This is a genomic window from Paenibacillus vortex V453 (genome assembly GCF_000193415.1).
GTDB classification, from domain to species: Bacteria; Bacillota; Bacilli; order Paenibacillales; family Paenibacillaceae; genus Paenibacillus_AQ; species Paenibacillus_AQ glucanolyticus.
In genome coordinates this window covers 108,079-129,614 of the sequence record NZ_ADHJ01000017.1, presented here as the reverse complement: position 1 = coordinate 129,614, position 21,536 = coordinate 108,079, and the positions used below count along the sequence as shown (strand labels likewise).

Sequence of the window (21,536 nt, the reverse complement as noted above, 5' to 3'; positions counted from 1 at the left end):
CACTCATAACAGAAACGCCAAAAAACCAGCTCAGGGGCCATCCCCCGGGCTGGTTTTTTTCCTGACTATTCACAACTCCTCAGCCGTTACTAACCGGATGCGTTCGGGGAAATGCCGGCAGGTACTGCATACCGACAGCTTGTAGCCTTCTTCCAGTGCATACTGTTTAAAAGAATACGTCTCTCCACTCTCCCCAACAACAGGTGCCCACTCGCCCTCCTTCAGTTCCAATGCAAAAGAATCCAGCGGCAAGTGCAGCCCCTTGCCCACTGCCTTAATATAACTTTCTTTTAACGTCCACAGATCAAAGAAGTGAGAAAGCCGCGCCGACGGTTCACGGTTTAACAGTGCGTGAAACTCGGTTTTATGGAAAAAGCGCTTGGCGATATCCATATCGATGGCCTTCATCTTCTCCACGTCGATCCCGACGGGCTCATGGCTGACGGCACACACAATCCAATGCCCTGAATGCGAGATATTAAAATGCAGGTTCTCATAATCCTTCAGGAACGGCTTGCCATATGTATTTCTTATGATTTCTATGTGATTTCGACCTTGCCCCAGCTTCTCCCGAAGAACCCGGTGGACCATGGCATCTCCAAGCACTGAGCGGTGGTAATCGCCCACCCTTCTGAATTTGGATACGTAGTCCTGCCTTTGGGGTGACAACGTCAGGAATAAGGCTCGGAACGTCTCATCACGGATATGGTCCGAATTCTTGATTGCATATACCTCGACAGCGCCGGGTTGTTCCTGATTCAATGTAGCCATAACTCCGTCCTTTCACCAAATAAATAGTCCTCTGTTCACTTCGATGCACAGGTACAATTCCCCTGCTTGCCAGGTGCAGTCTGCCCCAATTACTGGTGTAACGGCTGCAGCCAACGCTGCCAATTGACAAGGAAATAATCTCCAAACATAATGGATGAATATCACATAAGTTAAAGGTGGGCATCAAGTTGGACACACCCTTGGTTTTGAATCGTGTTGTAGAATTATTTAAAGAGGAGCTTGGTGGCAATCTGGTCGGCATATATTTGCATGGGTCATTGGCAATGGGATGTTTCAACCCGGACACCAGCGATGTGGATCTGCTGCTCGTGGTACGGGACAAGCTGACCAGGGAGCAGATGAGACGGCTTGCCAAGAACATCATAAATTTACACGATACCATGCCCAATCAGCAGGGATTGGAGCTTAGCCTTGTTCTGGAATCCAGCCTGCAGAATTTCGTGTATCCGCCCCCGTTCGAATTCCACTATTCCGCCTTTCATCGCGAGAGGTACCTGACCGACAACGAATATGTTTGTGGTGGATTCGAGGACGCTGACTTGGCCGCTCATTACACCGTGATCTATCATCGCGGCATTGCTTTGTACGGGAAACCGGTTCGAGAAGTCTTTGATCTTATCGACCGGCAGTATTACATCCAGGCGATTGTACAGGATGTGGAAGGCGCGGTGCAGGACATCACCAACTCACCCATGTACTACTACGCTGAACCTGTGCCGAGTGCTGTACTATCTGAAGGAGGGCGTGGTGTCCTCCAAAAAAAGAAGGCGGTGAATGGGGCCTGCACACACTCGCCTCCAAGTATCGTCCCTTGATTCAGCGCGCTTTAGCTCAATATAGCGGCGGTGCCCGTAATGCTGCGGATTCCGCACCGGATGAACTCATGTCGTTTGCGAGCGATATGCTCGCTCAAATTTATGAGTCGCTGGAATAGACAAGGGATACGCAAACCTTATAGAATGATATCGTTTATGGTTTCAATGAATCGTTTTTGATCTTGAGGATTATAGGCATCAGGCAAAAGACGGAGCAATTCATCTGTTCGGTTTTTCAAGTCTTCAAACGTGCTAATATCATAATCTTCTAAATTGAAAATGCTAGAATTAATCAGAATCCGTTCAAACATTGCCTCGTCGATATAAGATAAAAATAGTTCTATGCTATGCGAGTTCATCTTGGTTGAAGCCATAGAATTCTCAAATCGTATAAACGAATGAATGGATAAGTTAAGCCTTTCATCTGCGTTAATCAACAGATTCATATTTTCAACTTTTCCATTTGTTTCTACGACCTCACCCATCGTTTGACTGAAATACTCAAGCCTGTGGATAAATATTCTGTACGAGTTGGTATCTCCGATTCCATAATTATTTTTATGATGTGTGTATTGATATAGAAATACAGCAGACAATAAAACATTCAAGATGATAGAAACGATTAGAGTGATTTTTAGAGGTTTTTTCAATTTTTCCATTCCATTCAAATAGGATTCATGTATTGTATAATTAACAGAAGCAGCAATGATTCATCCATTGCCAGGATACGGTCTAAATCCTATCATTATTAAAATAAAGATAGTAAACGAAATATTTACTATTATTTGAAATAATCGGTTTTATATGAAAAAAATGACCGATCAAGAGGTGAATATGATGAACGGTAAGACATTTGTTATTATCATGGTTGTTGTTTTGCTGGTAATTGGCGCATTCGCTTTAATCGCGGCGGAGCTCCTGAATTCATTAGGTAGCCCGGATAGCAATTGACACCTGTTTTCGGCTGCTTCGGACTAAAGCTGCATCAAGATCTGTGCTATTCCAGAGGGCTAATACATAAAAAATCCCCGTTCGTTGATAACGAACGGGGATTTTGACTTTATCGATTCATGAATTCTGCCATCTGCAGCATTCTGGTTAATACTACCGCTCCTTCAGCCCGGGTGGAATGAGCTCCCGGCACGAACCTGTCGGCCGAACGTCCCTCCATCAGGCCTGATCTTACAATGGCCGATACGGCCTCTTCCGACCAGGCTGCAATGCTGTCGCGATCCTTGAATCCTTCCAATATAGATGCGGGGTCTCCTGCCTCCAATTCCGTTCCGGCAAGCTTCAGCGCCCGGAGCAGCAAGACACTCATCTGCTCACGTGTAATCTCTTCGTTCGGACGGAACGTACCATTGCTGAAGCCCTCGATCAGCCCATTCTCCACAGCAGTGGCCACAGCGGCTGCATACCAATCGTTTGTCTTCACGTCCTGGAAGCCCGCATCGGCTCCCTGCTCCTTCAGTCCAAGAGCACGAACGAGCATCGCGGTAAACTGCGCCCTCGTGATCGGCTCATTCGGACCAAAACGCGTATCACTTAAACCCTCGATCACTTTTTTCGAAGCCAGCAGCGATACGTCCTCGCGTGCCCAATGACTTGTTAAATCCGCAAACGTCTTCGCATAGGAGACAACGGAATACACTCCACTCTCCGTCCATTTAAACTCCGCATGGGATTTTCCGTTGGCCGTTCGAATGAGTGCCGGCACGAACACTGCCTTGCCGGATGCCGGATCCCATCGTAACACCGTCGTTTGGGGTGGGCTGACGACACGGGACAGCACCTTGGTAAACTTCGCGTAAGCTCCCTTCAGTGCTGGCAGCGTCGATAATTTGTCACCCTGTTTCCAAGCCAAGGTTAAGGCAAGCGACGCATCCAGCATGGAGGCTCCATCCTCCATGGCTGCCTTCATCCGGTCCTCTTCTTCTTTCGAAGCAAAACCGATGCGAATTTGCAGGCTATCGGCCGCCCCCCGACGCTGCAGCGCTTCCGTCAGCGACTGCAGCGGAATTTCCAAGCGGCCAAGGGAGGATTCCAACAGGATGGATCCCCCTGGCAGCTCCTTCACCGCAGCGCTCAGTCCCTGAACCGGCAAGTGAAGAACGACGGAATCCGACGTGTCCGTCACCGTATACGTAAGCAGGCGCGAGGCCGCAGGCAGTTTGCTGAGACGTTCCACATCCGCGAGCATGGCGCTCTCGCTTGCATCCGCTACGATGACCGTACGACCACCCTCAGCCGTTTCTTTTTTGATACTCAGGCGCTCTGGCACAGGTGGTTTAGGAGATGTCGTTCCACCGGATGAACCGGAGCCGCTGCCCGGAGAACCTGGATGGCCTGGCTCCGATCCGCCATCACCCGTTGAGGTCCGGATCACCTCAAATGTTTTACTGTTTGTTTTGTATTCGTCAACGAATACATCCACCGTGATGGAGTTCACACCGGTCGCCAGCGGAATATTGGCAGTAAATTCTCCGCTCGCTGACATGACGGCCTCCGCACCATTAACCTTCACGGTTGCTTTGCCTGGTCCCAGAACTTCAACCATGCCTTTTAATGCAAGCTGGCTGTCGCGCGTTTCTTTGCCTTCATCATCCATCAGTCCGCTTAGTACCGCCGAACGAACCTGGTCGCCCGTATTATAGGCATTGGCAACAAGCTGCCGCAGCGTTCTTGTGCCTGAAGGATCCAGCGTCGAAATCACGAAGCCGCCTTGCGGAATGACGCTGTTGTTCTCCTCCGGCGATCCCCAGCTCCATTTAATGGCTTGGTTCCGATTGACCACGCGTGTGACGTGACCCGTGGGGTCCACAACCACTTCAACCCCGAAGCGGTTCGTACCAGTTGAGTAACCGAAGGCCTCCGTCATCACATTGACGTTGCCCTCAATCCGGTTAATATTATAGAAATTGCCTTCGAGGAACGAATCCGGACTTCCAGGCAAACTCATGCCAAGCTGGTAATCCTTCACCCACTCCTTATCCTGCAGAGCAGCTGCCGCAATCGGCCAGTTGACCTGGGATGCATCAAACAGCATAAGTCCGTTCGTGGATTTCAAGCCCGCCTGGAACACTTCGCGCTGAACGGCCGGTGCCTGCACATTGTTCATCGCAATGCCCGCATACAGCGGAATTTCCCCGTTCGTAACGATGTTGCCAAGCGTGATGTATTTCTGAATTTCCTGACTGGTGGTTTGATACGCCCCGATCATCAGGAAATCCAAATGCTCGATATACCCGGTCTGATAATATTCCGGCGTATACACCGATTCGTCCGGCATGCCGAGCGCGGGATTAAACCGGAAGTTCTTGCTGCCCCAGTTAACGCCGTTCAAATAATACGTTTCGTACCAGGATCCTACATAGGAGGAGACTTCGATCTTTCTTCCCTTTGACGCTTCGTAGGAATCCACCAGCGTCTTCACTTCGCCGAAGAAGCTCTGAATCGTCCCTGAGCGGAATTCCCACCAATCCTGAATCAGTGGGCCGTATACTCTTGCATTGTTTTCATAGTAGAAGATATCGTTTGGCCAATTGACAAGCTGCTTGCCCCGGGCCTGCAAAAACTGCTCGAACTTCACGCGGGTTTCGTCACTGAAATCGGCCCCTTCGTTGTCATACCGGCTCCGGTCATGGATAACGCCGTCCACATCATAGTTCTTCATGATTTCTTCAAAGGTTCTGAGCTGATAATTTCGGACCTCGTCATTGGACGGGTTGACAAAGGCTACCAAGCCCTGCTTTTTGCTTTCGCGAAGACGCTTGATCTCCCCGTTGTTTTCAGGAAAATACACGCGCTCCTCCCAGTCGAGGTGATCGTTCAGAACCGCATACTCGTTATGAGCGATCGATCCCTCGGCAAACACGTTGATTGCCGCATGAATCTCCAAACCCAGCGCATGGCCGTGGTCAATGAACTCCTGCAGCAGGTCCAGATCCGGGCTTGCTCCCGCTTTTTCGGGTGCCTTGATCTCACTGACGTAAGGTCTGCCTGTCAGGTCATTCTTTTTATACGATACATACCCTTCAACGCCTTTTACATCAAACGCAATCGAAGTAACACCCGTCTCCTTGGCTTTTGTCAGAAAAGCCAGAACATCCTCGCTGGTTTTGAACTTTCTCGCATTGGAAGCCTGGTCCACCCAGAGAATAACTTCTTTTTCCGGGGAAAACCCAGGTCTTGCAAACACCGCAAGATGACGAACATCCTGCTCGATGTCATTCTTCAGCACTTTGACTTCGATATAGTTGGTCCCATTCGCAAGCGTATAAGTGTAGGAGAATGAACCATCTGCTTGAAAAGAAATCTCGTTATCGTTCATCAGCAGTTTAATCGCCGTGATATCGTCCATGTTGTCAATGCGGCCAGAAATCACGGTGCTGCCTTCCGTTACCGTATACATCGCCTGGTTATCCAGCGTAAGCCGGGCAATAAGCCCGTTGCCGCTCATGATGTCGCGTACCTGTACCACTTCTCCGTTCTTGCGCAGCTTAATCATGTCCCCAACCTTAAAGTTCTCGGCCAAATACCGCTTGATGTTATTGCCTGCATAGCTGTTGTCCTGTGCCATCAGCACATAACCGCCTTCAGGTATTTCAAGATCGGTCGGTCCAGTCCATACCGGAGGTTTGCCGTCGATGGATGGATTAATGACCCTTAGTACACGATTGTTGGCATCCACCTGCACGGCAACATTGGTCTGAGGAATCGTGATGGCGGTGCCATAATCCCTTGTAAACACCGCCACGATGTTAGGCACGCCCGTGACATCCTTGTCAACGTAATCCAGCTGCTTGCGCGGACCTTCAATGTCGATGGTAATGTCCTTTGGCGCCGCCTCAACTTCAATATAATCCTGGTTCTCAATCGGTTCATACACGATGTTCAGCGTTTGAGCAGCCAGTTCGCCCTCTCCCTTGAACAGCTTAACTTCAGCTGCGTTCGGACCCGGCTCCAAATAAACATTCGTGCGAAACACCCCATCCGCTGTAAGCGTGCTCTCATCGCCATTGACGGTGACGCTTAAATCCAGGTCCTCGGCATAATTAGCCACAAAACCTGCAATCTCAGCGACCGGAATATCCACGGTTGTATCGTTTGGTGTAATCAGATGCAGCTCCGGCGGCAGCGGATCCGGACCTGGGCCCGGGCCCGGCTGCTCCGGCAGGAAATCGGCCGCAGTCACCTCTACTCCAGCTTGCATCAGCTTCACCGAGTCTCCCGTTTTGTTATGATTAAAGAGAGGTTTCTGAAAAAGGGATTGATCCCACGCATTGGTGCTGCCAGCTACAACAACGTAACCCCCGACAGGAATCGGCAGCAATGTGCCGGGATCCCAGGCAGTCGGCGGATCGCTGTCCGGTCCAACGATATCCTGTACGATGCCGCTTGCATCCACAGCAACCGCAACCTGCAGCGTCGGAACCCACACCTCGCCGGTATATACGGAGCCCGTAACGGTTGCACCGCTGGTGTACAGTGCCAAATAATCATTTTCCCCTTCCAGCGGGTCACCTGCCACGTTAATATCCGTAAACTCCAGACTCTGTCCGCCTTGGGAGACCAGCGTAATCGGGTCGGGACTCGCGCTTTGAGCCGGGGAAGCTTCGTTATCCGCGAACGCGGAAGAACCAACCGGCACGATGAGGGATATGATCAGCGAAAGACTGAGTAGCAGAGCAATCCGCCTGCGAAATAAACGATACATTAATGATTACCACCCTTCTTTTATTAAGAATGAACCGTGCTCTTTAAATTCAACCAACACCTCTTTATTCTTAATTTTGAAAAAGCAGCTGCAAATGCAGACTGCTTCTTCAAATGAAATCATTTACTTCGTGGATTGGAACCATTCATTCGCTGCATTTACCATATCGGCTCCACCTTCAGCTCTCCATTGAGCAAGGAATTGATCGTATGCATCAATCGGCTTCGCTCCGGAAATGAATTGCAGCACATTGTCATCCAGCATGGTTGTCAATTTCAACTGATATTTGGATACAGCTTCAATTGGCGGTGCTGTTGACATCGGATCCACTACGATAATACCCTCGGCATTTTTCTGGAAAGCTTCGAAATGTGCTTGCAGAACCGGATCCTTACGAACGCGTGCCTGCCAGTAGATCGGGTACTTCTCTTCATCGACACCTGTAAGGAAACTGCTTGCATTGTTGAGCTCATCATTAAAGATCGGCAGAATTGGATAGTACTTACCGTCCTTCACTTCATGATGGACGCCTTCTTTACCCAGCGCGATGCCTTTGAACGTCTCAGGCTCCAACTTCGCGTTCAGGAATTCCATCGCGGCTTCCTTGTTCTTTGAGGATTTCAGGATAGCTACATACCAAGTGGTGTTCGTTTTAACACCGACAACGGCTTTGCCGTCTTTGCCTTTCAGGTAAGGGATGATGGACGTTTTGGCATCCGGGAAGTTTTTCGTAAGCGCATCAATCGTTGTCCCGGCATTCCACCAGGCCAGCTCATACATCGCAGCTTTACCACCCGAAAACTTTTCAATGGATTTCTGTGCGGTATTAATCGGAGTCTCGTTATCGAGCAATCCTTCTTTATACAGTTTGTTCATAAAGGTAAGGTACTCTTTCATCTCTGGAAGCTCAGCCCGATGCATCAGCTTGCCGTCGACCTCTTTCCAATCCGTCAAAACACCAAATGTCGTGGCAATGTTGCCATAAATAGCAGGGGCCTTATTGCTCACCGTGAGCGGAATGACATTTTTCTTCTCTTTGATCGTTTTGAGCACATTGTAAAGCTCATCGGCGTTTGTCGGTGTGGACAGTCCCAATTCATCCATCCAATCCTGTCTAACCACCAGTTCCTCCCCGATACTTACGCCTGCTCCAGTCTCGGGAATGCCGTAAATCTTCCCGTCGATGGTGGCACTGCCGAAGGATTCCTGCTTAATGGATTGCTTAATATAATTGCCGTGGGATTCCAGCAGCTCATCAATTGGCTCAAGTGCTCCCGCAGATGCCAGATTGTAGAACTGGGCTGCATTTAATTTCACCAGATCATAATTGTCTTTGCTGGATACGAGCAGGTTCAGCTTCTCGTCCGCATTTTCTGCCGGCAGCAGTTCATATTCCACATTGAATCCGGTTCTTTCCTGGATGTACTTGGCCGCATATTCAGTCTTAGGATCAAACAATCCATATTGCATGATCATGCGCAGACCCGGTTTTTCGGCAGTTTTCCCTCCGTCCCCTTCGTCTTTCGGGGTTGTAGCCGGCGTATCCGAAGGCTGAGCCGCCGGTGTATCGGTCGTGCCGCCTCCCCCGCCGCCGCATCCGGACAGCGCCAGCGTAAATCCGAGAATTCCAGCCAGTACTGCGGATTTTTTAATCTTGATCATGGATAACCCTCCTTGTGATTGAGAAATTCAATGAATCCTGCCACCTGAGCAATACGAAGCGCATCACCACCTTTATAAGAGAACCCCACAAAGTGGGGCCTTGCTCCGAAGTCCATTCAGGTACTTTGCGGGACCCCGGAAATTACAACTTCTATAATGTTAAGAAAAACGTCTATCGACGTGCTTTCTCTAGAGATCGACCGCTTATAGAGGACATTTTTCCTATGAAATAAGGTGGGTAACCTTCCGGTACTTCCTTGTCTCTTAAGAAACACCTGATGAATCTAGCCTTTAACCGAACCTACCAGCACGCCTTTGACAAAGTACTTTTGCAGGAATGGATACACCAGCAAAATCGGGATCGTTGCCAGCAGGATTGAAGAAGCCTGTATGGACTGAGGTGTTGCGTTAATCGCGGCGTCGACATTATCCTTCAGGAAATCCCCGCTGGACGAAACCAGCAGCTCCTTCAGGTACAACTGCATGGGTTTGATCGCCGGATCGGTAATGTAGATCATCGCCGCAAAATAGTCATTCCAGAAAGCGACCGCAAAGAACAATCCAATCGTTGCCATGACGGGAAGCGAGAGCGGCACAATGACCGAGACGAGGATGCGGATATTCCCCGCCCCGTCCAGCTTGGCGGATTCCTCCAGCTCATCCGGAAGACCCTCGAAATAGTTTTTAATAATGAGCATGTTGTACACATTCACCATCGCTGGCAGGAACAACACCGGGAAGGAGTTTACCAAGTTCAAGTTCTGCATAAGCAGGTAAGTCGGAATCAGGCCGCCGCTGAAGAGCATCGTGAATACGAAGATCAACAGCAGTCCTTTTCGTCCCCGCAGTCGGTATTTGGACAACGGATAAGCCGTGAGCGTAGTCAGGAACAGGCTGCAGGCCGTTCCAACCACTGTCAAAAAAATGGACACCTTGAGCGAATTCAGGAACATGGAATCCTGAAGCACATATTTGTAGGTTTCGAATTGAACCCCGACCGGGAGCAGCCCTACCTGCCCTGATATGACGGCGCCCTCGCTGCTCAAGGATTTGGCGATCAAATTCATGAAAGGCAGCAGCGTGGTTAAGCCCATCACAATGAAAAAAGCATAATTGAATACCGAGAAGCATTTTTCCGAAAACGAGGTTTGGATGACACCTCGGGTGGTGTTTGTTCCTTCCAAAGCTTTTTTGTGATCCATATGCGCCATCCTTTCTTTACCAGATCCCGCGCTGTAAGTATTTTCTGCTCATAGAATTGCCAATGATGACCAACGTGAAGGATATAATGGCTTCGAACAAGCCAACCGCGGTGGAGAAGCTGTAATCCTGGTTCCCGAGACCCTGCCGGTATACATAGGTTCCGATGACATCCGACACCTGGTACACCACCGGATTATACATGACAAGAATTTGCTCCGTTCCCGCTTCCAGCACGTTCCCGAGCCGCAGGATAAACATCAGGACAATAATCGGCGCGATCCCCGGCAGCGTGATATGCCACAGCTGCTTCCAGCGTCCGGCCCCGTCAATCTTCGCGGCTTCATACAGCATCGGGTCAATCATTGTAAACGCTGCCAAATATACGATCGTGCTCCAGCCCGTTTCCTTCCAGCCTGCGGACGTGATCAGCACGCCCCGGAACACGCTGTTATCCAGGAAAAAAGCAATCTGCTCCATCCCCAGGGATACCAGCAATTTGTTGACGATTCCTCCGTTTGTTGAGAGGAGATCGATAAACAATCCGCCAACGATGACCCAGGACAGGAAATGCGGAAGATAGATGACGGTTTGCACCGTGCGTTTAAATACCATATTCCTCAGCTCATTGAGCATCAGGGCAATCATAATGGGGAGAGGAAACAAAATCACGATTTTCAGGAAGCTGATGATAACCGTATTTTTGAATACCTGCGCAAAGTCCGGCGACGTGAACAGCTTCTCGAAATGCTTCCATCCTACCCACGGGCTGTCGGCAAATCCGGTGAAGATGTTGAAATCCTTAAATGCAATCGTAATCCCGTACATCGGTGTGTATTTGAACAGTAAAATGAACAAGATGCCCGGCACGAGCAGCAGGTAAAGATACCCACTCTTTCCAAATGTCCGTCCCTAAACGGCCCCAGTATCCTCGTTTTGGTTTTATCTCTCTATGCGGTGCCGGCGATGGTTCTATCGTGGGTTTCATCGACTCGTCTCCCCCTTTCTATTGATTCAATCTCCTTGGTTACTACACATTGTAATTCGCGCCGAGGAGACTGAGTAGGCGAGGATGATTACTATTTATGGTAATATGATGTTGTGTTGGGGCATGGACGTCAGTAATTATGACATGAGGTTACGGCAGGCGTTTCATGAGGTGTTAACTTGTCACGATCGGCTAATCGCTGCCAACGAAATTCAAATCTGAAATTCAAAGCATACCCTGCCAAAAAAAGAGGATGGTTCATCACTCCGCATACGGATTGTTCTTCCGATCCCTGTTACCCCCGGATTTCATCTGAATGGATAGATAATGTGGAAATCCGGGGATAAAGGGGACCGCTGCCGCTTCTCCAGAACAATTCCGCCTGCTCCGTTGAAGCTTGCTCATTAGGGTTTAGGCGGTCGATTTATGGCTTGCCGTGCACCGTCGCCAAAGGCAGCACCTCGTCTGCTCTGCGCCGAGCTTGGCCTTTCTGCACAACCATCTGAAGCGCCCATGCGGGTGATTACTTCCGTCCTGCCGATGGTTGGGGCTGGAGGGATAACCAAACGAGCCGTTCGGGATGTATGCCCCGAACGGCTCGTTTGGTTAGTTTATGTACTGCCGCGCGCTCTGCTGCGCTGCGTTTTACCCCCTCCCCCACTTCAAGGGGGGGGAGGCTTTGGGGGTAGTATGAACCCACGCGGACCAGCGGAGAGGACATATCGATTCCGGAAAAGCGGTAGCGGTCGGCTGAAAGTTTTCCATAGGAAAACTCACATCGAAAGCATAATTTGGAGCCGAATTTCTTCCTCCGTAACCATCATTCCAGAAATTCGGCGACAACAGCGATTGGAGGAACGATATGACCGCGCAGCGGGCTTCACGTTTCTTCCTCCCCCCAACTACAAGGGGGAGAAGCTTTTTGTGGGCATGACCCCCACGGACCAGCGGAGAGGACGTATCGATTCCGGAAAAGCGGTAGCGGTCGGCTGAAAGTTTTCCATAGGAAAACTCACATCGAAAGCATAATCTGGAGCCGAAATTCTTCCGCTGTCATCATCATTCCTGGAAATTCGGCGACAACAGCGATTGGAGGAACGATATGACCGCGTAGCGGGCTTCAGATGTGTGCAGTAGTGCCGTACAGCCTCTCCCGCATGCTCATCCCTTAAACTCCCCCGGGTTCACGCCCCAATACTTGCGAAACACCTTGGTGAAGTAACTGACATCGCGGTACCCAACCAGCCTGGCGGCATCGTACACCTTAAATCCATCCTGCAGCAGCGACTTGGCCCGCTCCATTTTGCGCTCCAGCACATAGGTAGAGAAGACTACCCCCATTTCCTGCTTGAACAGCCGGCTGAGGTAGGAGGAATTGACGTATAAACGGTCTGCTACCGTATGCAGCGTAATCTCCTGGTCCATCTCCTCCTCAAGCAGATTCAGAATATCCTTCACCACCTGATTGCTCGTCGTTTTCCGCTGCTCGCTCATAAACGCGACAATATGTTTCACCGTTCGCTCCAGGAGCGAGAACGTCTGCATTTTAGTGCTGAGCAGTTTGACGTTTTGGAAATAATCGATATCTTCGCCAACCACGCGTTTCACCGTCCAGCCCTGCTTCTGGATCATTCGGGTGAAAAAGCTGTTCATATAAAGAACCGCCTCATGGAATTCGTCCGAGGATTCGGATCTCGTAAAGGCCTCCTCCCACAACCCCTTGAGCGCCTCCAGCGCCTTACTTTCGTCCGCCGTTTCCAGCGCGATCTCAAGTGCCTTCTCCAGGTTCTGCTGCACGATCACGCCCTGGATATCCCGTCTCAGCTGTTCCCGGTAAGGAATCGCGAGATCGTGTCCATACACGACGCGCTCCTGCAGGGCCCGGCAGGCCTGTACATACAGCAGGCTCATTTCTTCAATCGTGCCGATGGATGCACATATGCCCGCACTTGCCGTTAACTTCAGCACTTCCCTCGTTTGCGAGAGGAGCTTGGATACATCCGCGTTCAGCCGCAGCATGGCCTCCTTGGCATCCTGGTCCTCCTCCACAATCAGCACCAACAGCAGCAGGTTGCCCGAATCCGATGTAATCCAGCGGGAAGGATGGGGCAGCAGCTCCTTCGCCAGGCACTGCATGGTAAACTGCAGCAGCTCCACATCTCCACGTTGAAACCGGGTCTCATGCTCAGGCAACGGGTCCAGATCCACCACAGCCACCGCAATACGGTCATGCTCCTTCAGCGGAATATATAACTCCCTGCTCTTGCTGAGAATGTCCTGCCTCGTATATTTGCCGCTGATCCATTGGATGAAAAATAGGTTTTGCAAATGCGGAAGATTATCCTTCCATTTCTGCTCCAGCGCCGCCTTGCGCTGCCACTGCTCCAGATCCCCTCGAAGCTGCTGTCTCGCTTCCAGCACAGCCTCGAGAATTTCTTCCTCGCCGGCCGGCTTCAACAAATATTTGGACACCCCGTATTCCAGCGCAATCTGCGCGAATTCAAAGTTATCATGTCCGCTCAGGATGATCATTTTCATTAATTTGCTGATTTCCTGTCGGCTTCGCAGTTCGCCAAGGAGCGTCAGTCCATCCATTTCAGGCATCTGCACATCGATCAGCATGATATCAGGCTTCTTCCTGCTCACTAGCTCAAGTGCCTCGACTCCGTTAGATGCCATTCCCACCACTTCAATCCCGTGTTTGTCCCACGGGATATTGTGGGCTAGTGCATTGCGCAGCCGAGGTTCATCTTCCACAATCATGAGATTCATTCAGGTCCTCCCCTTTTAAGCCATCTGGATATGAACTATAACTCCATATTAACTTCCTTGCAGCGGTCCAGCGGAATGGAGATGGTGACGGTTGTGCCTTCGCCAGGCACACTGTGCACCGTCAGATTGGCCTCCCTGCCGTAATACAGCTTCATCCGGCTAAATACATTGCGAAGACCAAACAGATCCTTCACATTCTCCTCATCCTGAGAGGAAGCCGGCACGCTCCGGGAGCCCATCATTGCAAGTTCATGCTGTATGTAACGCAGCCTTTCCTCTCCGATGCCCGGTCCATTGTCCTGCACACTGATCACTACCGTATTCCCCTTCTCAATACAGCTGGAAATCTTCAGGCATCCCCCTGATGACTTCCCCTCCATGCCATGAATGATGGCATTCTCTACCAAGGGCTGAAGCAGGAGCTTCAGGAGTGGTACTCTCTTGCTGTCTTCCGAAATCTGATAGTCTACGGTGAAATTGTCCATGAAGCGAAGCTGCTGAATGCGCAAATAGTAGTGCAGGTGGGTGATGCTCTCCTCAATCGTGAACACCTGCCTGCCCTTGTTCAGGCTCAATCGGAAAAACTTCGACAGATTCATGACCATCTCGCTGATCTCATCCGCATCATAATTCTTCGCCGTCCAATAGATCGAATCCAGCGTATTGTACAGAAAATGCGGGTTGATCTGGGATTGCAAAAATTTCAGCTCCGTTGTGGTCAATCTCAGCTGCTGCTCATAATGGTCCTCGATCAGATGCTTCTGTACCACAGCCATTTTGTTAAACGACTGGATAAGAAAACCGAACTCGTCCTTTCGCTTGGTATCAACGTGGATGTTCAGCTCCCCGCTGCTGAGCCGCTTCATTCCGCGGGCCAATTTGAGTACAGGGGACGCAATTCCACTGTAAACCACCCACGAAATAATGATGGCCAGCAGGACGCTAAGCACGATTATCGCAACCGTGAACAAGCGCAGCTGATCGGTTTCTTTATACAGCTCACTCTTCGGCTGGAGCAGCTCAAGACGCCATGTTGAATAATCCGAGTCAATGGTGACGGTCATCTCTTTGTCGGAGATCTCCTCCTCGTACACTCTGCCGGTCTCCACCACCACTTCTCCCTTTTCGTTTAACAGGGCAATCCGGCTGTTCTCCGAAGGCAGCAGCGTCTTGATAATATTCAACAGCTTGCTCTCGCTGAAAGACACGACCAGCAGGTTCGACTGCCGTTCACCGTTATATAAGTCCATGGCCCGAATCAAGGAAATGCTGTCCGTGTTGGTCATCTGACCAAAAGAGACGCCTTCCGCCACAGGGTATTCCGACATAACGTAGGAAATCCCCGTTCCGTTTCTCCGGGCAGCTTCGACGAGCCATTCCTGCTGAGTTTCGCCCATCAACCTTTTTCCTCCGTAATGGGTGGAAATAAACATGTTGGATGCCTGGTGGTACACGGTAATCTGGGACACATACCGGTTTACCGACACAAAATCCGATAACTGATCCAGAATATAGGAGAAATCCACAATCGATTGAGGTGAGAAATTGGTGCTGTTTTTATTGAGCAGCTCGTTCATTCTAAGATCACCCGAGATCAGGGAAGAGATCTCCTCCACATTTTGCAGTGCCAGATCAAAATGATTCATCGCAGACGATAAGGCCATCTCTGTCCGTTCGACGGCCTGTTCATAGAGAATGGCTCTGGACCGCTCTACCGCAAACAGGCTGATGATGACCAGCGGCAGCAGGATCAGCAGAAAATAACCGGTCAGCCGGGTTTGAATATTTTGCGAAAATCGATCCCTGATCCAGCGAAACATCGCCATCATTCCATCTCCCCCTCCCTCGCCCAAATCGTCCTCATGGTTTGGCATACCATTCATTAACTTCCTTCGTAATTTCATCTCCTCCTTCTTCCTTCCACGTCTTCACATAGTCATCGAAGGCATCCAGGGGCTCAAGTCCCATAATGATTTTCGTAAACACATCCTCCAGATTTTTAAGCTTATTGTTATACTTTGTCATGGCAGGTGTAGGGACTCCGTAGAATGCGTTGGGAATGATATGATGATTAATCATCTGCAAGTTGTTGTATAAATTGAAGTCGCCGAGCGAGTCAAGCCGTTCCTTAAACAGCAATTCATCCGGCACGTCGACCAGGGACTGGTAGATCCCGCGATATAAATGCTTGTCATGAAGCGTAAAATCCGTAACAATCTCCCCGTCCTCCCACTTCCAAATTTCATTCTCGAAGCCCAGCTTCAGCGTTTTGTAATCACTGGCGATAAAATCCAGCATCTTGATCACCTCGGCAGCATTTTCCGAGCTGGCCGGAATGACATTGTAGCCGCGGATAATATCCTTGCCTTCCACCCCTTTAAAACCGGAAGGTCCAGTCGGATATGGAAGCGGAATCCATTCTGCCTCCGGATCCTTGTTCATGTTGGCCGCAATCGGCCCCCGCGTGTCATACCATGCCGCGGAGAACAGCCCTACCGTGCCATTTTCTATTTTTTCGAACAGATTGTTCTGTAAATTCAAAGGGAATTCCCGATCCAGTAAATTCTCCTGATACAACTTGGCAAAAAATGCGAGGGTCTCCTTCGTTTCAGGCAAAATGTTTCCGTTCACAAGCTGCCCGTCCCGTTCAAACCACATATTCCGCTGCGTACCGAAAGCACCGAAAAACGGGGAGGAGCGCCCCAATTTCGAGGTAAGGGTTAACCCGATCGTATCCTGAAGGCCGTTGCCGTCCGGATCATCCAGGGTAAAGGCGCGGATGACTTCATAATATTCCTCCAGCGTTTCAGGAGGTTTCAGGCCGAGCCGATCGAGCCAATCCTTGCGCGCATACATGAGCTCTGCTCCGGTCACTTCATTCAAGCTGGGAACCGCATAGATTTTGCCGTCATATCTCACCCGATCCCACACCTCCGGCGGAATTTTCTCTCTCAGATGGGGACCATACTTGTCAATTAACTCGTCCAGCGGCATAAACGCTTTCTGTTTGACATAGTTGTCAAACCATACCGGCTCATAGGTATGAAGCATATCCGGCAAATTGCCTGAAGACATAATCACATCAAGCTTCTCGTTGTATACCTCAGGCGGCGGCAGATTAACCCCAATCTCAAGTCCGGTACGCTCTTCAATGTAATTTAAATACGGATTGTCATTCTCATCCATGCCTGCAGGGAACGTCATCCCGAGACTCGAAATGACGATGTTGATTGAAGCACTCTTCGGTTGATTTTCCGGCGGGCTGTCCTCCTCTGCAGGATTTGGACCGCTGCATCCGGCAGCAAAGAATATCAGAAATACACATAGAAGAATTAGAACGTTACCTTTTAGCAGCCTTGACCCCTCTCGACCCACTCGTTGAATAAACTCATCATTACAGGCCTTGTTCTTCGGCATATGTCCTCACTCCCTCTAACTGGTAAGCTAATACTACTATATAACGATTTTATGGTGAGTTAGATCACCTTTATAATCATTCTGTAATGAAATGCGGCTTCCTTCACCCAGGCAAAAGAAAAGAGCCGATACCCCGGTCATTCCCGAACCAGGGTACGGCTCTACATGAAGCAACAAATATGGATCCTGTCATACTCCAACTACTATTTCGGCTCCTCTTGGTCTCGAGTCTCCTCCAGCAAGGGGATTTCTTTGCGCAACTCTTCCGATTGCACTTGGATCACTTCGAACGTACGACCGCAGTGGGCACAGAATTTGGCGTTGAGCGCTGAGCTGTTGCCACAGCCTCTGCATACCTTCTCATCCGTAAGATTGGCGATGTGAAGCAGATTTTGCTCGATTTCGAAATTCAATTGATGGATCTTGGCTACATAGCTTTGGATGCTCTCCTCTTCGGGCGGCCATTGCCCCGCCTCAGTTGCAGCAAATACAACTTTTCCGATTTCCAGCAGCTGCTCATCGATATCACTCTTCTTACCGTTGTTTTGCAGCTTTAACCGATTAACTTCAACCAGGATTTTGGCTTTGTTTCCGGCGTCTGACACGCCGGCCTTAAATTTATCAAAAAAACTCAAGCTGCACTCTCCCTCTCTGTTTGACTTCTTTTTCGAGCTGTCATCATTTTATTCCTTCAGTGCGATTCTCAGAATTTTATCATGGTCCGTGTAGTTAATGCCAGCACCAAGCCCTCTTGCGAATACCTGAACAGGCACATAAGTCACGCCATCGATGACCTTGGGAGCAACTGCCACGGTCTCCGATTTACCGTTGTAATATATCGTTTTGCTTCCGATCGTAAGCGTTATTTTATGATTCCCTCTTTGCACACCAATGCTGGCAGCTTCACGATTCCAGGTGACCTTAGCCCCCATTCCCTCTGCAATTTCCCGCAGCGGCACCAAGTTGATGTTGTTATACACCAAGGGCTCACTATCAAATTTCACCAGGCCGCCGTTGACATAAACCTTAAGACCGGACTTGGCATAGGCCGGAGCAGCCGGCTTCGGCGCGGACTTAGGCGTGCTGTTTTGCGATGATTTCGCCTTGGGTGCGGATGAAGACGACTTGCTGCCGGAAGAGCTTCCTCCCCCGTTATGATAATGATACTCCCCATATGACAGCCCCCAGCGTTCACAATTGGTTCGGCAGGTGTGCCCGCCGTTGGCATCCGTTCTTCCCGGATGTGCTGATACGACCGAGCCTGATACAAGCAGTAAAGCAAGGGTACAGCATAACATTTTTTTCTTCATGACATCGTAACCCCCTGGTATAATATCCCTCCAGTACATTCTAGCATATTCCTATATAGGAGATTCATATATGTAATTACATTATATAGAAGGAAAAATTTTACCATTCTGCTTATGCCTTCATTGTTTCACTTTCTTCCCCTGCGTTTATTCGTTACATAGAACCGATCCTTTTGAGCCAAAATATTGCCAGAAAGGAAAGTGATCCTAATGAGCAAAAAGAAACCCGAATTCGACGGACAATTCCCTGGCGTTGACCCCATTCCCGAGCCAGACCGTCCGGATCAAGCCGCAACCGACAACATCGATGATCTTGTCCTTGGTATTTTGGAGGATAAGGATGAAACGAAACTCGATATCGAACCCCAGACAGAAAATTACGATAAACTTCGGAAAAAGTAGAATTAGACAAGCTTCAATATAATGTAAAAAATATAATCGATCTGTAAAAGTGTTTGAAAATTATTTATCGTTCTCATTTTGAGAACGATTATTTTTATGTTATGATTAACATAGAAGCTTGGGACGAAGGGGGGAGTAACTGTGAACCGTTTCTTAAAAACAGCAAGAATCGTATGGATGCTGATACTTGTTTTGGTTACGGCATTTGCTCTTTACATTCCCGTCCAAGAGTATTACAGCAACGAAATTGAAGATGATCGGTACGTCTACAAGAACGACCTTCATCTGAAAGCGGCTGTTCTGAAACACTCTCAAATTCTCTCCAAACTTAAGGCAGCTGGCAACTCCTTGCCATTGTTCTTAATGTTTTCGGCCGTCCTTCTGCAGCAGGCTCCCAGAACACGTCTGCCCTATCGGCCGATTATTCCACTTCGGCTCCGGCTTTTATTATTATTCCCCATTAAATACACATCCATATTCGTTTAGTTATTCCTCCCTTTCGCATTCAAACTGACTGCGGTTTCTTAAATTCGCCAATTTTTCATCACTCATGCAGCAACACAACGAGCCTGTGCTGATTGACCTATGCACTTAGGTTTATATAAGACTGTGCAGAACATCATGAATGGATTGTTTTATTTGGCTACTCGTAATTTGGATATCCGTGTGACGTTGGTCTACCCATAACTAAAAGTGTATTTTCTTAGGAGGATTTTAACCTATGCATGTTCGCGAAACGGATTTACCCGGAATTGGCAAAAAATTTGTAATCGATACCCGTGGTGGTGATAAGCTGGTCATCATCATTCATGACGACGGTCGCCGTGAAATGTACCATTATGAATATGACGATCCGGAAGAAAGCATCTCCATGATCTCCCTGGATGATGATGAGGCTCGTCAAATTGCCGCCATCGTTGGCGGTCTGACCTATAAACCCAAGGCGCTAGAAACAATCGATATGGCGCTGGACGAATTGATTATTGAGTGGTACCGCATCGAGCCCCACTACTATGGGGCAGGCAAATCCATTGGTGATCTGGGCGTACGTCAAGCTTCAGGTGCAACCATCATTGCGGCAGTTCACAAAAACAGCAAACATATCAATCCCGGGCCTGACGTTATTATCACGCCGGATTCGACGCTTGTCGTCGTTGGCGAACGTCAACAACAGCGGCTATTTAAACAAATCTTGATGAACGGACGTGGTTGATGAATGGATCATTTGGTTTTAGAAGTCGGACTGGCGATTGCGTTGATCGCCCTGGCGGGGTTGCTATCAGCTAAACTCCGGTTTTCCGTCGTCCCTTTCTATATTCTTGTAGGGATGGCGGTAGGGCCCCACGCATTTCATTTTGGATCATTTGATTTTCGTTTTATAGAAAGTGCTCCGCTCATTGATTTCATGGGGCGGATCGGCGTACTGTTTCTTCTGTTCTACCTCGGCCTGGAATTCTCTGTCGGCCGGTTAATCAAATCAGGCAAATCCATCGTTGTCGGTGGGAGCATCTATATTGCCATTAACTTTACACTTGGACTTATGATCGGAATTTTTTCCGGATTTCCGGTGGCGGAAACACTGATTGTTGCAGGAATAACCACAATTTCATCAAGTGCTATCGTAGCCAAGGTGCTCGTTGACTTGAGAAGGACAGCTAATCCGGAGACCGAAATGATACTCGGGATTATCATGTTTGAGGATGTATTCCTGGCCGTATATATCTCTATTCTGTCCGGTCTCGTATTAAGCGGATCTTCTTCGCTGGGTGGAGTATTGATATCTGCGGTTATTGCACTCGGGTTTATGCTGCTTGTCATTATTCTGGGCCGAAAAGCCGTGCCGCTTCTGAATCGGGCGCTGAATATACGGTCTAACGAATTATTTGCACTGGTTGTTTTTGCCGCATTGTTCCTGCTGGCAGGCTTCGCTGAAACGATTCATGTTGCGGAAGCCATCGGTGCACTGCTTGTCGGGCTTGTCCTGGCAGAGACAGAGCATCGTGAACGGATTGAGCATTTGATTTTGCCATTCCGCGATTTCTTTGGCGCTATATTCTTCTTTAGCTTCGGTTTAACGATCGTACCATCCGAGCTTGGTGGAGCTGTATGGTTATCGTTGATCGCCGTTGTCATCACGCTGTTGGGTAACTTTATTGCAGGTATGCTTGCCGGACGCAGTGCCGGATTGTCTTCCAAAGCGTCCTCCAATATCGGTCTGACGATTGTCTCCCGCGGGGAATTTTCCATTATTCTCGCCAATATGGGTAAAGCCGGCGGGCTAGCTGCCTTCATTCAACCGTTTGCAGCCTTGTATGTGCTCATTCTTGCCATACTCGGACCATTGCTGACCAAGGAATCCAAGCATGTATACAACTTCTTGAACAAAATATTTAAATTTAAAGACCATAAGGAGAAGAAACCGGTTAAACCGAAGCTAAAGGATGAAAGTCTTGGCGGATAAA

General features: G+C 49.2%; 18 protein-coding genes and 1 pseudogene. 8 read left to right on the top strand and 11 right to left on the bottom strand.

Features of this window, described 5'->3' with window-relative positions:
• Positions 1–69: 69 nt before the first annotated feature.
• Positions 70–771, bottom strand: coding sequence for a 4'-phosphopantetheinyl transferase family protein (locus tag PVOR_RS32495; protein WP_006208940.1), 702 nt, complete (start codon positions 769–771; stop codon positions 70–72).
• Between the two features lie 206 nt (positions 772–977).
• On the opposite strand from PVOR_RS32495, the gene PVOR_RS33165 reads away from it, so the two are divergent.
• Both PVOR_RS33165 and PVOR_RS31575 read left to right on the top strand, forming a co-directional pair.
• Positions 978–1,607 (top strand): nucleotidyltransferase domain-containing protein, encoded by a 630-nt coding sequence (locus PVOR_RS33165; RefSeq protein WP_234972822.1) that lies wholly within the window; start codon positions 978–980, stop codon positions 1,605–1,607.
• Positions 1,604–1,726 (top strand): hypothetical protein, encoded by a 123-nt coding sequence (locus tag PVOR_RS31575; protein ID WP_234972821.1) that lies wholly within the window; start codon positions 1,604–1,606, stop codon positions 1,724–1,726. The genes PVOR_RS33165 and PVOR_RS31575 overlap by 4 nt, the downstream gene beginning before the upstream one ends.
• Positions 1,727–1,744: 18 nt before the next feature.
• Here the strand turns inward: PVOR_RS31575 and PVOR_RS09480 are convergent, their stop codons facing one another.
• Positions 1,745–2,266, bottom strand: coding sequence for a hypothetical protein (locus PVOR_RS09480; RefSeq protein ID WP_006208938.1), 522 nt, complete (start codon positions 2,264–2,266; stop codon positions 1,745–1,747).
• Positions 2,267–2,411: 145 nt separating this feature from the next.
• Between PVOR_RS09480 and PVOR_RS30605 the strand changes: the two genes are divergently transcribed.
• Positions 2,412–2,558: a hypothetical protein gene (locus PVOR_RS30605; RefSeq protein ID WP_160163985.1), complete on the top strand. Its 147-nt coding sequence runs from the start codon at positions 2,412–2,414 to the stop codon at positions 2,556–2,558.
• 109 nt (positions 2,559–2,667) lie between these two features.
• On the opposite strand, the gene PVOR_RS09475 is transcribed toward PVOR_RS30605, so the two are convergent.
• From PVOR_RS09475 to PVOR_RS09460, 4 genes and pseudogenes are all read right to left on the bottom strand, one after another.
• Positions 2,668–7,323 (bottom strand): S-layer homology domain-containing protein, encoded by a 4,656-nt coding sequence (locus PVOR_RS09475; RefSeq protein WP_006208936.1) that lies wholly within the window; start codon positions 7,321–7,323, stop codon positions 2,668–2,670.
• A 123-nt stretch (positions 7,324–7,446) separates the two neighbouring features.
• Positions 7,447–8,985, bottom strand: a complete 1,539-nt coding sequence (locus tag PVOR_RS09470; protein ID WP_006208935.1) for an extracellular solute-binding protein — start codon at positions 8,983–8,985, stop codon at positions 7,447–7,449.
• A 284-nt stretch (positions 8,986–9,269) separates the two neighbouring features.
• Complete coding sequence (locus PVOR_RS09465) at positions 9,270–10,187, bottom strand: carbohydrate ABC transporter permease (RefSeq protein WP_006208934.1); 918 nt, start codon at positions 10,185–10,187, stop codon at positions 9,270–9,272.
• Positions 10,188–10,203: 16 nt separating this feature from the next.
• Positions 10,204–11,173, bottom strand: a pseudogene (locus tag PVOR_RS09460) (ABC transporter permease).
• An 849-nt stretch (positions 11,174–12,022) separates the two neighbouring features.
• On the opposite strand from PVOR_RS09460, the gene PVOR_RS30600 reads away from it, so the two are divergent.
• A complete protein-coding gene (locus PVOR_RS30600) occupies positions 12,023–12,166 on the top strand; it encodes a hypothetical protein (protein WP_160163984.1) in 144 nt (47 codons plus the stop codon).
• Positions 12,167–12,334: 168 nt separating this feature from the next.
• On the opposite strand, the gene PVOR_RS09450 is transcribed toward PVOR_RS30600, so the two are convergent.
• From PVOR_RS09450 to PVOR_RS09430, 5 genes are all read right to left on the bottom strand, one after another.
• Complete coding sequence (locus PVOR_RS09450; protein ID WP_006208930.1) at positions 12,335–13,945, bottom strand: response regulator transcription factor; 1,611 nt, start codon at positions 13,943–13,945, stop codon at positions 12,335–12,337.
• Positions 13,946–13,980: 35 nt separating this feature from the next.
• Complete coding sequence (locus PVOR_RS09445; protein ID WP_040680443.1) at positions 13,981–15,774, bottom strand: sensor histidine kinase; 1,794 nt, start codon at positions 15,772–15,774, stop codon at positions 13,981–13,983.
• Positions 15,775–15,805: 31 nt separating this feature from the next.
• Positions 15,806–17,362, bottom strand: a complete 1,557-nt coding sequence (locus PVOR_RS09440) for an extracellular solute-binding protein (RefSeq protein ID WP_006208928.1) — start codon at positions 17,360–17,362, stop codon at positions 15,806–15,808.
• Between the two features lie 203 nt (positions 17,363–17,565).
• Entirely contained in the window at positions 17,566–17,997 is a 432-nt protein-coding gene (locus tag PVOR_RS09435) for a hypothetical protein (protein ID WP_006208927.1), read from the bottom strand.
• Between the two features lie 48 nt (positions 17,998–18,045).
• Positions 18,046–18,672 carry a stalk domain-containing protein gene (locus tag PVOR_RS09430; RefSeq protein WP_006208926.1) on the bottom strand — a complete coding sequence of 209 codons (627 nt, stop codon included), beginning with the start codon at positions 18,670–18,672 and terminating at the stop codon, positions 18,046–18,048.
• Positions 18,673–18,882: 210 nt separating this feature from the next.
• Between PVOR_RS09430 and PVOR_RS09425 the strand changes: the two genes are divergently transcribed.
• The 4 genes from PVOR_RS09425 to PVOR_RS09410 all read left to right on the top strand — a co-directional run bounded on the left by PVOR_RS09425 (position 18,883) and on the right by PVOR_RS09410 (position 21,535).
• Positions 18,883–19,074, top strand: a complete 192-nt coding sequence (locus tag PVOR_RS09425) for a hypothetical protein (protein WP_006208925.1) — start codon at positions 18,883–18,885, stop codon at positions 19,072–19,074.
• 141 nt (positions 19,075–19,215) lie between these two features.
• Entirely contained in the window at positions 19,216–19,560 is a 345-nt protein-coding gene (locus tag PVOR_RS09420; RefSeq protein ID WP_006208924.1) for a hypothetical protein, read from the top strand.
• A gap of 235 nt (positions 19,561–19,795) precedes the next feature.
• Positions 19,796–20,287, top strand: a complete 492-nt coding sequence (locus PVOR_RS09415; RefSeq protein WP_006208923.1) for a cation:proton antiporter regulatory subunit — start codon at positions 19,796–19,798, stop codon at positions 20,285–20,287.
• Positions 20,288–20,290: 3 nt separating this feature from the next.
• Positions 20,291–21,535 carry a cation:proton antiporter gene (locus PVOR_RS09410; RefSeq protein WP_006208922.1) on the top strand — a complete coding sequence of 415 codons (1,245 nt, stop codon included), beginning with the start codon at positions 20,291–20,293 and terminating at the stop codon, positions 21,533–21,535.
• Position 21,536 lies beyond the last annotated feature (1 nt).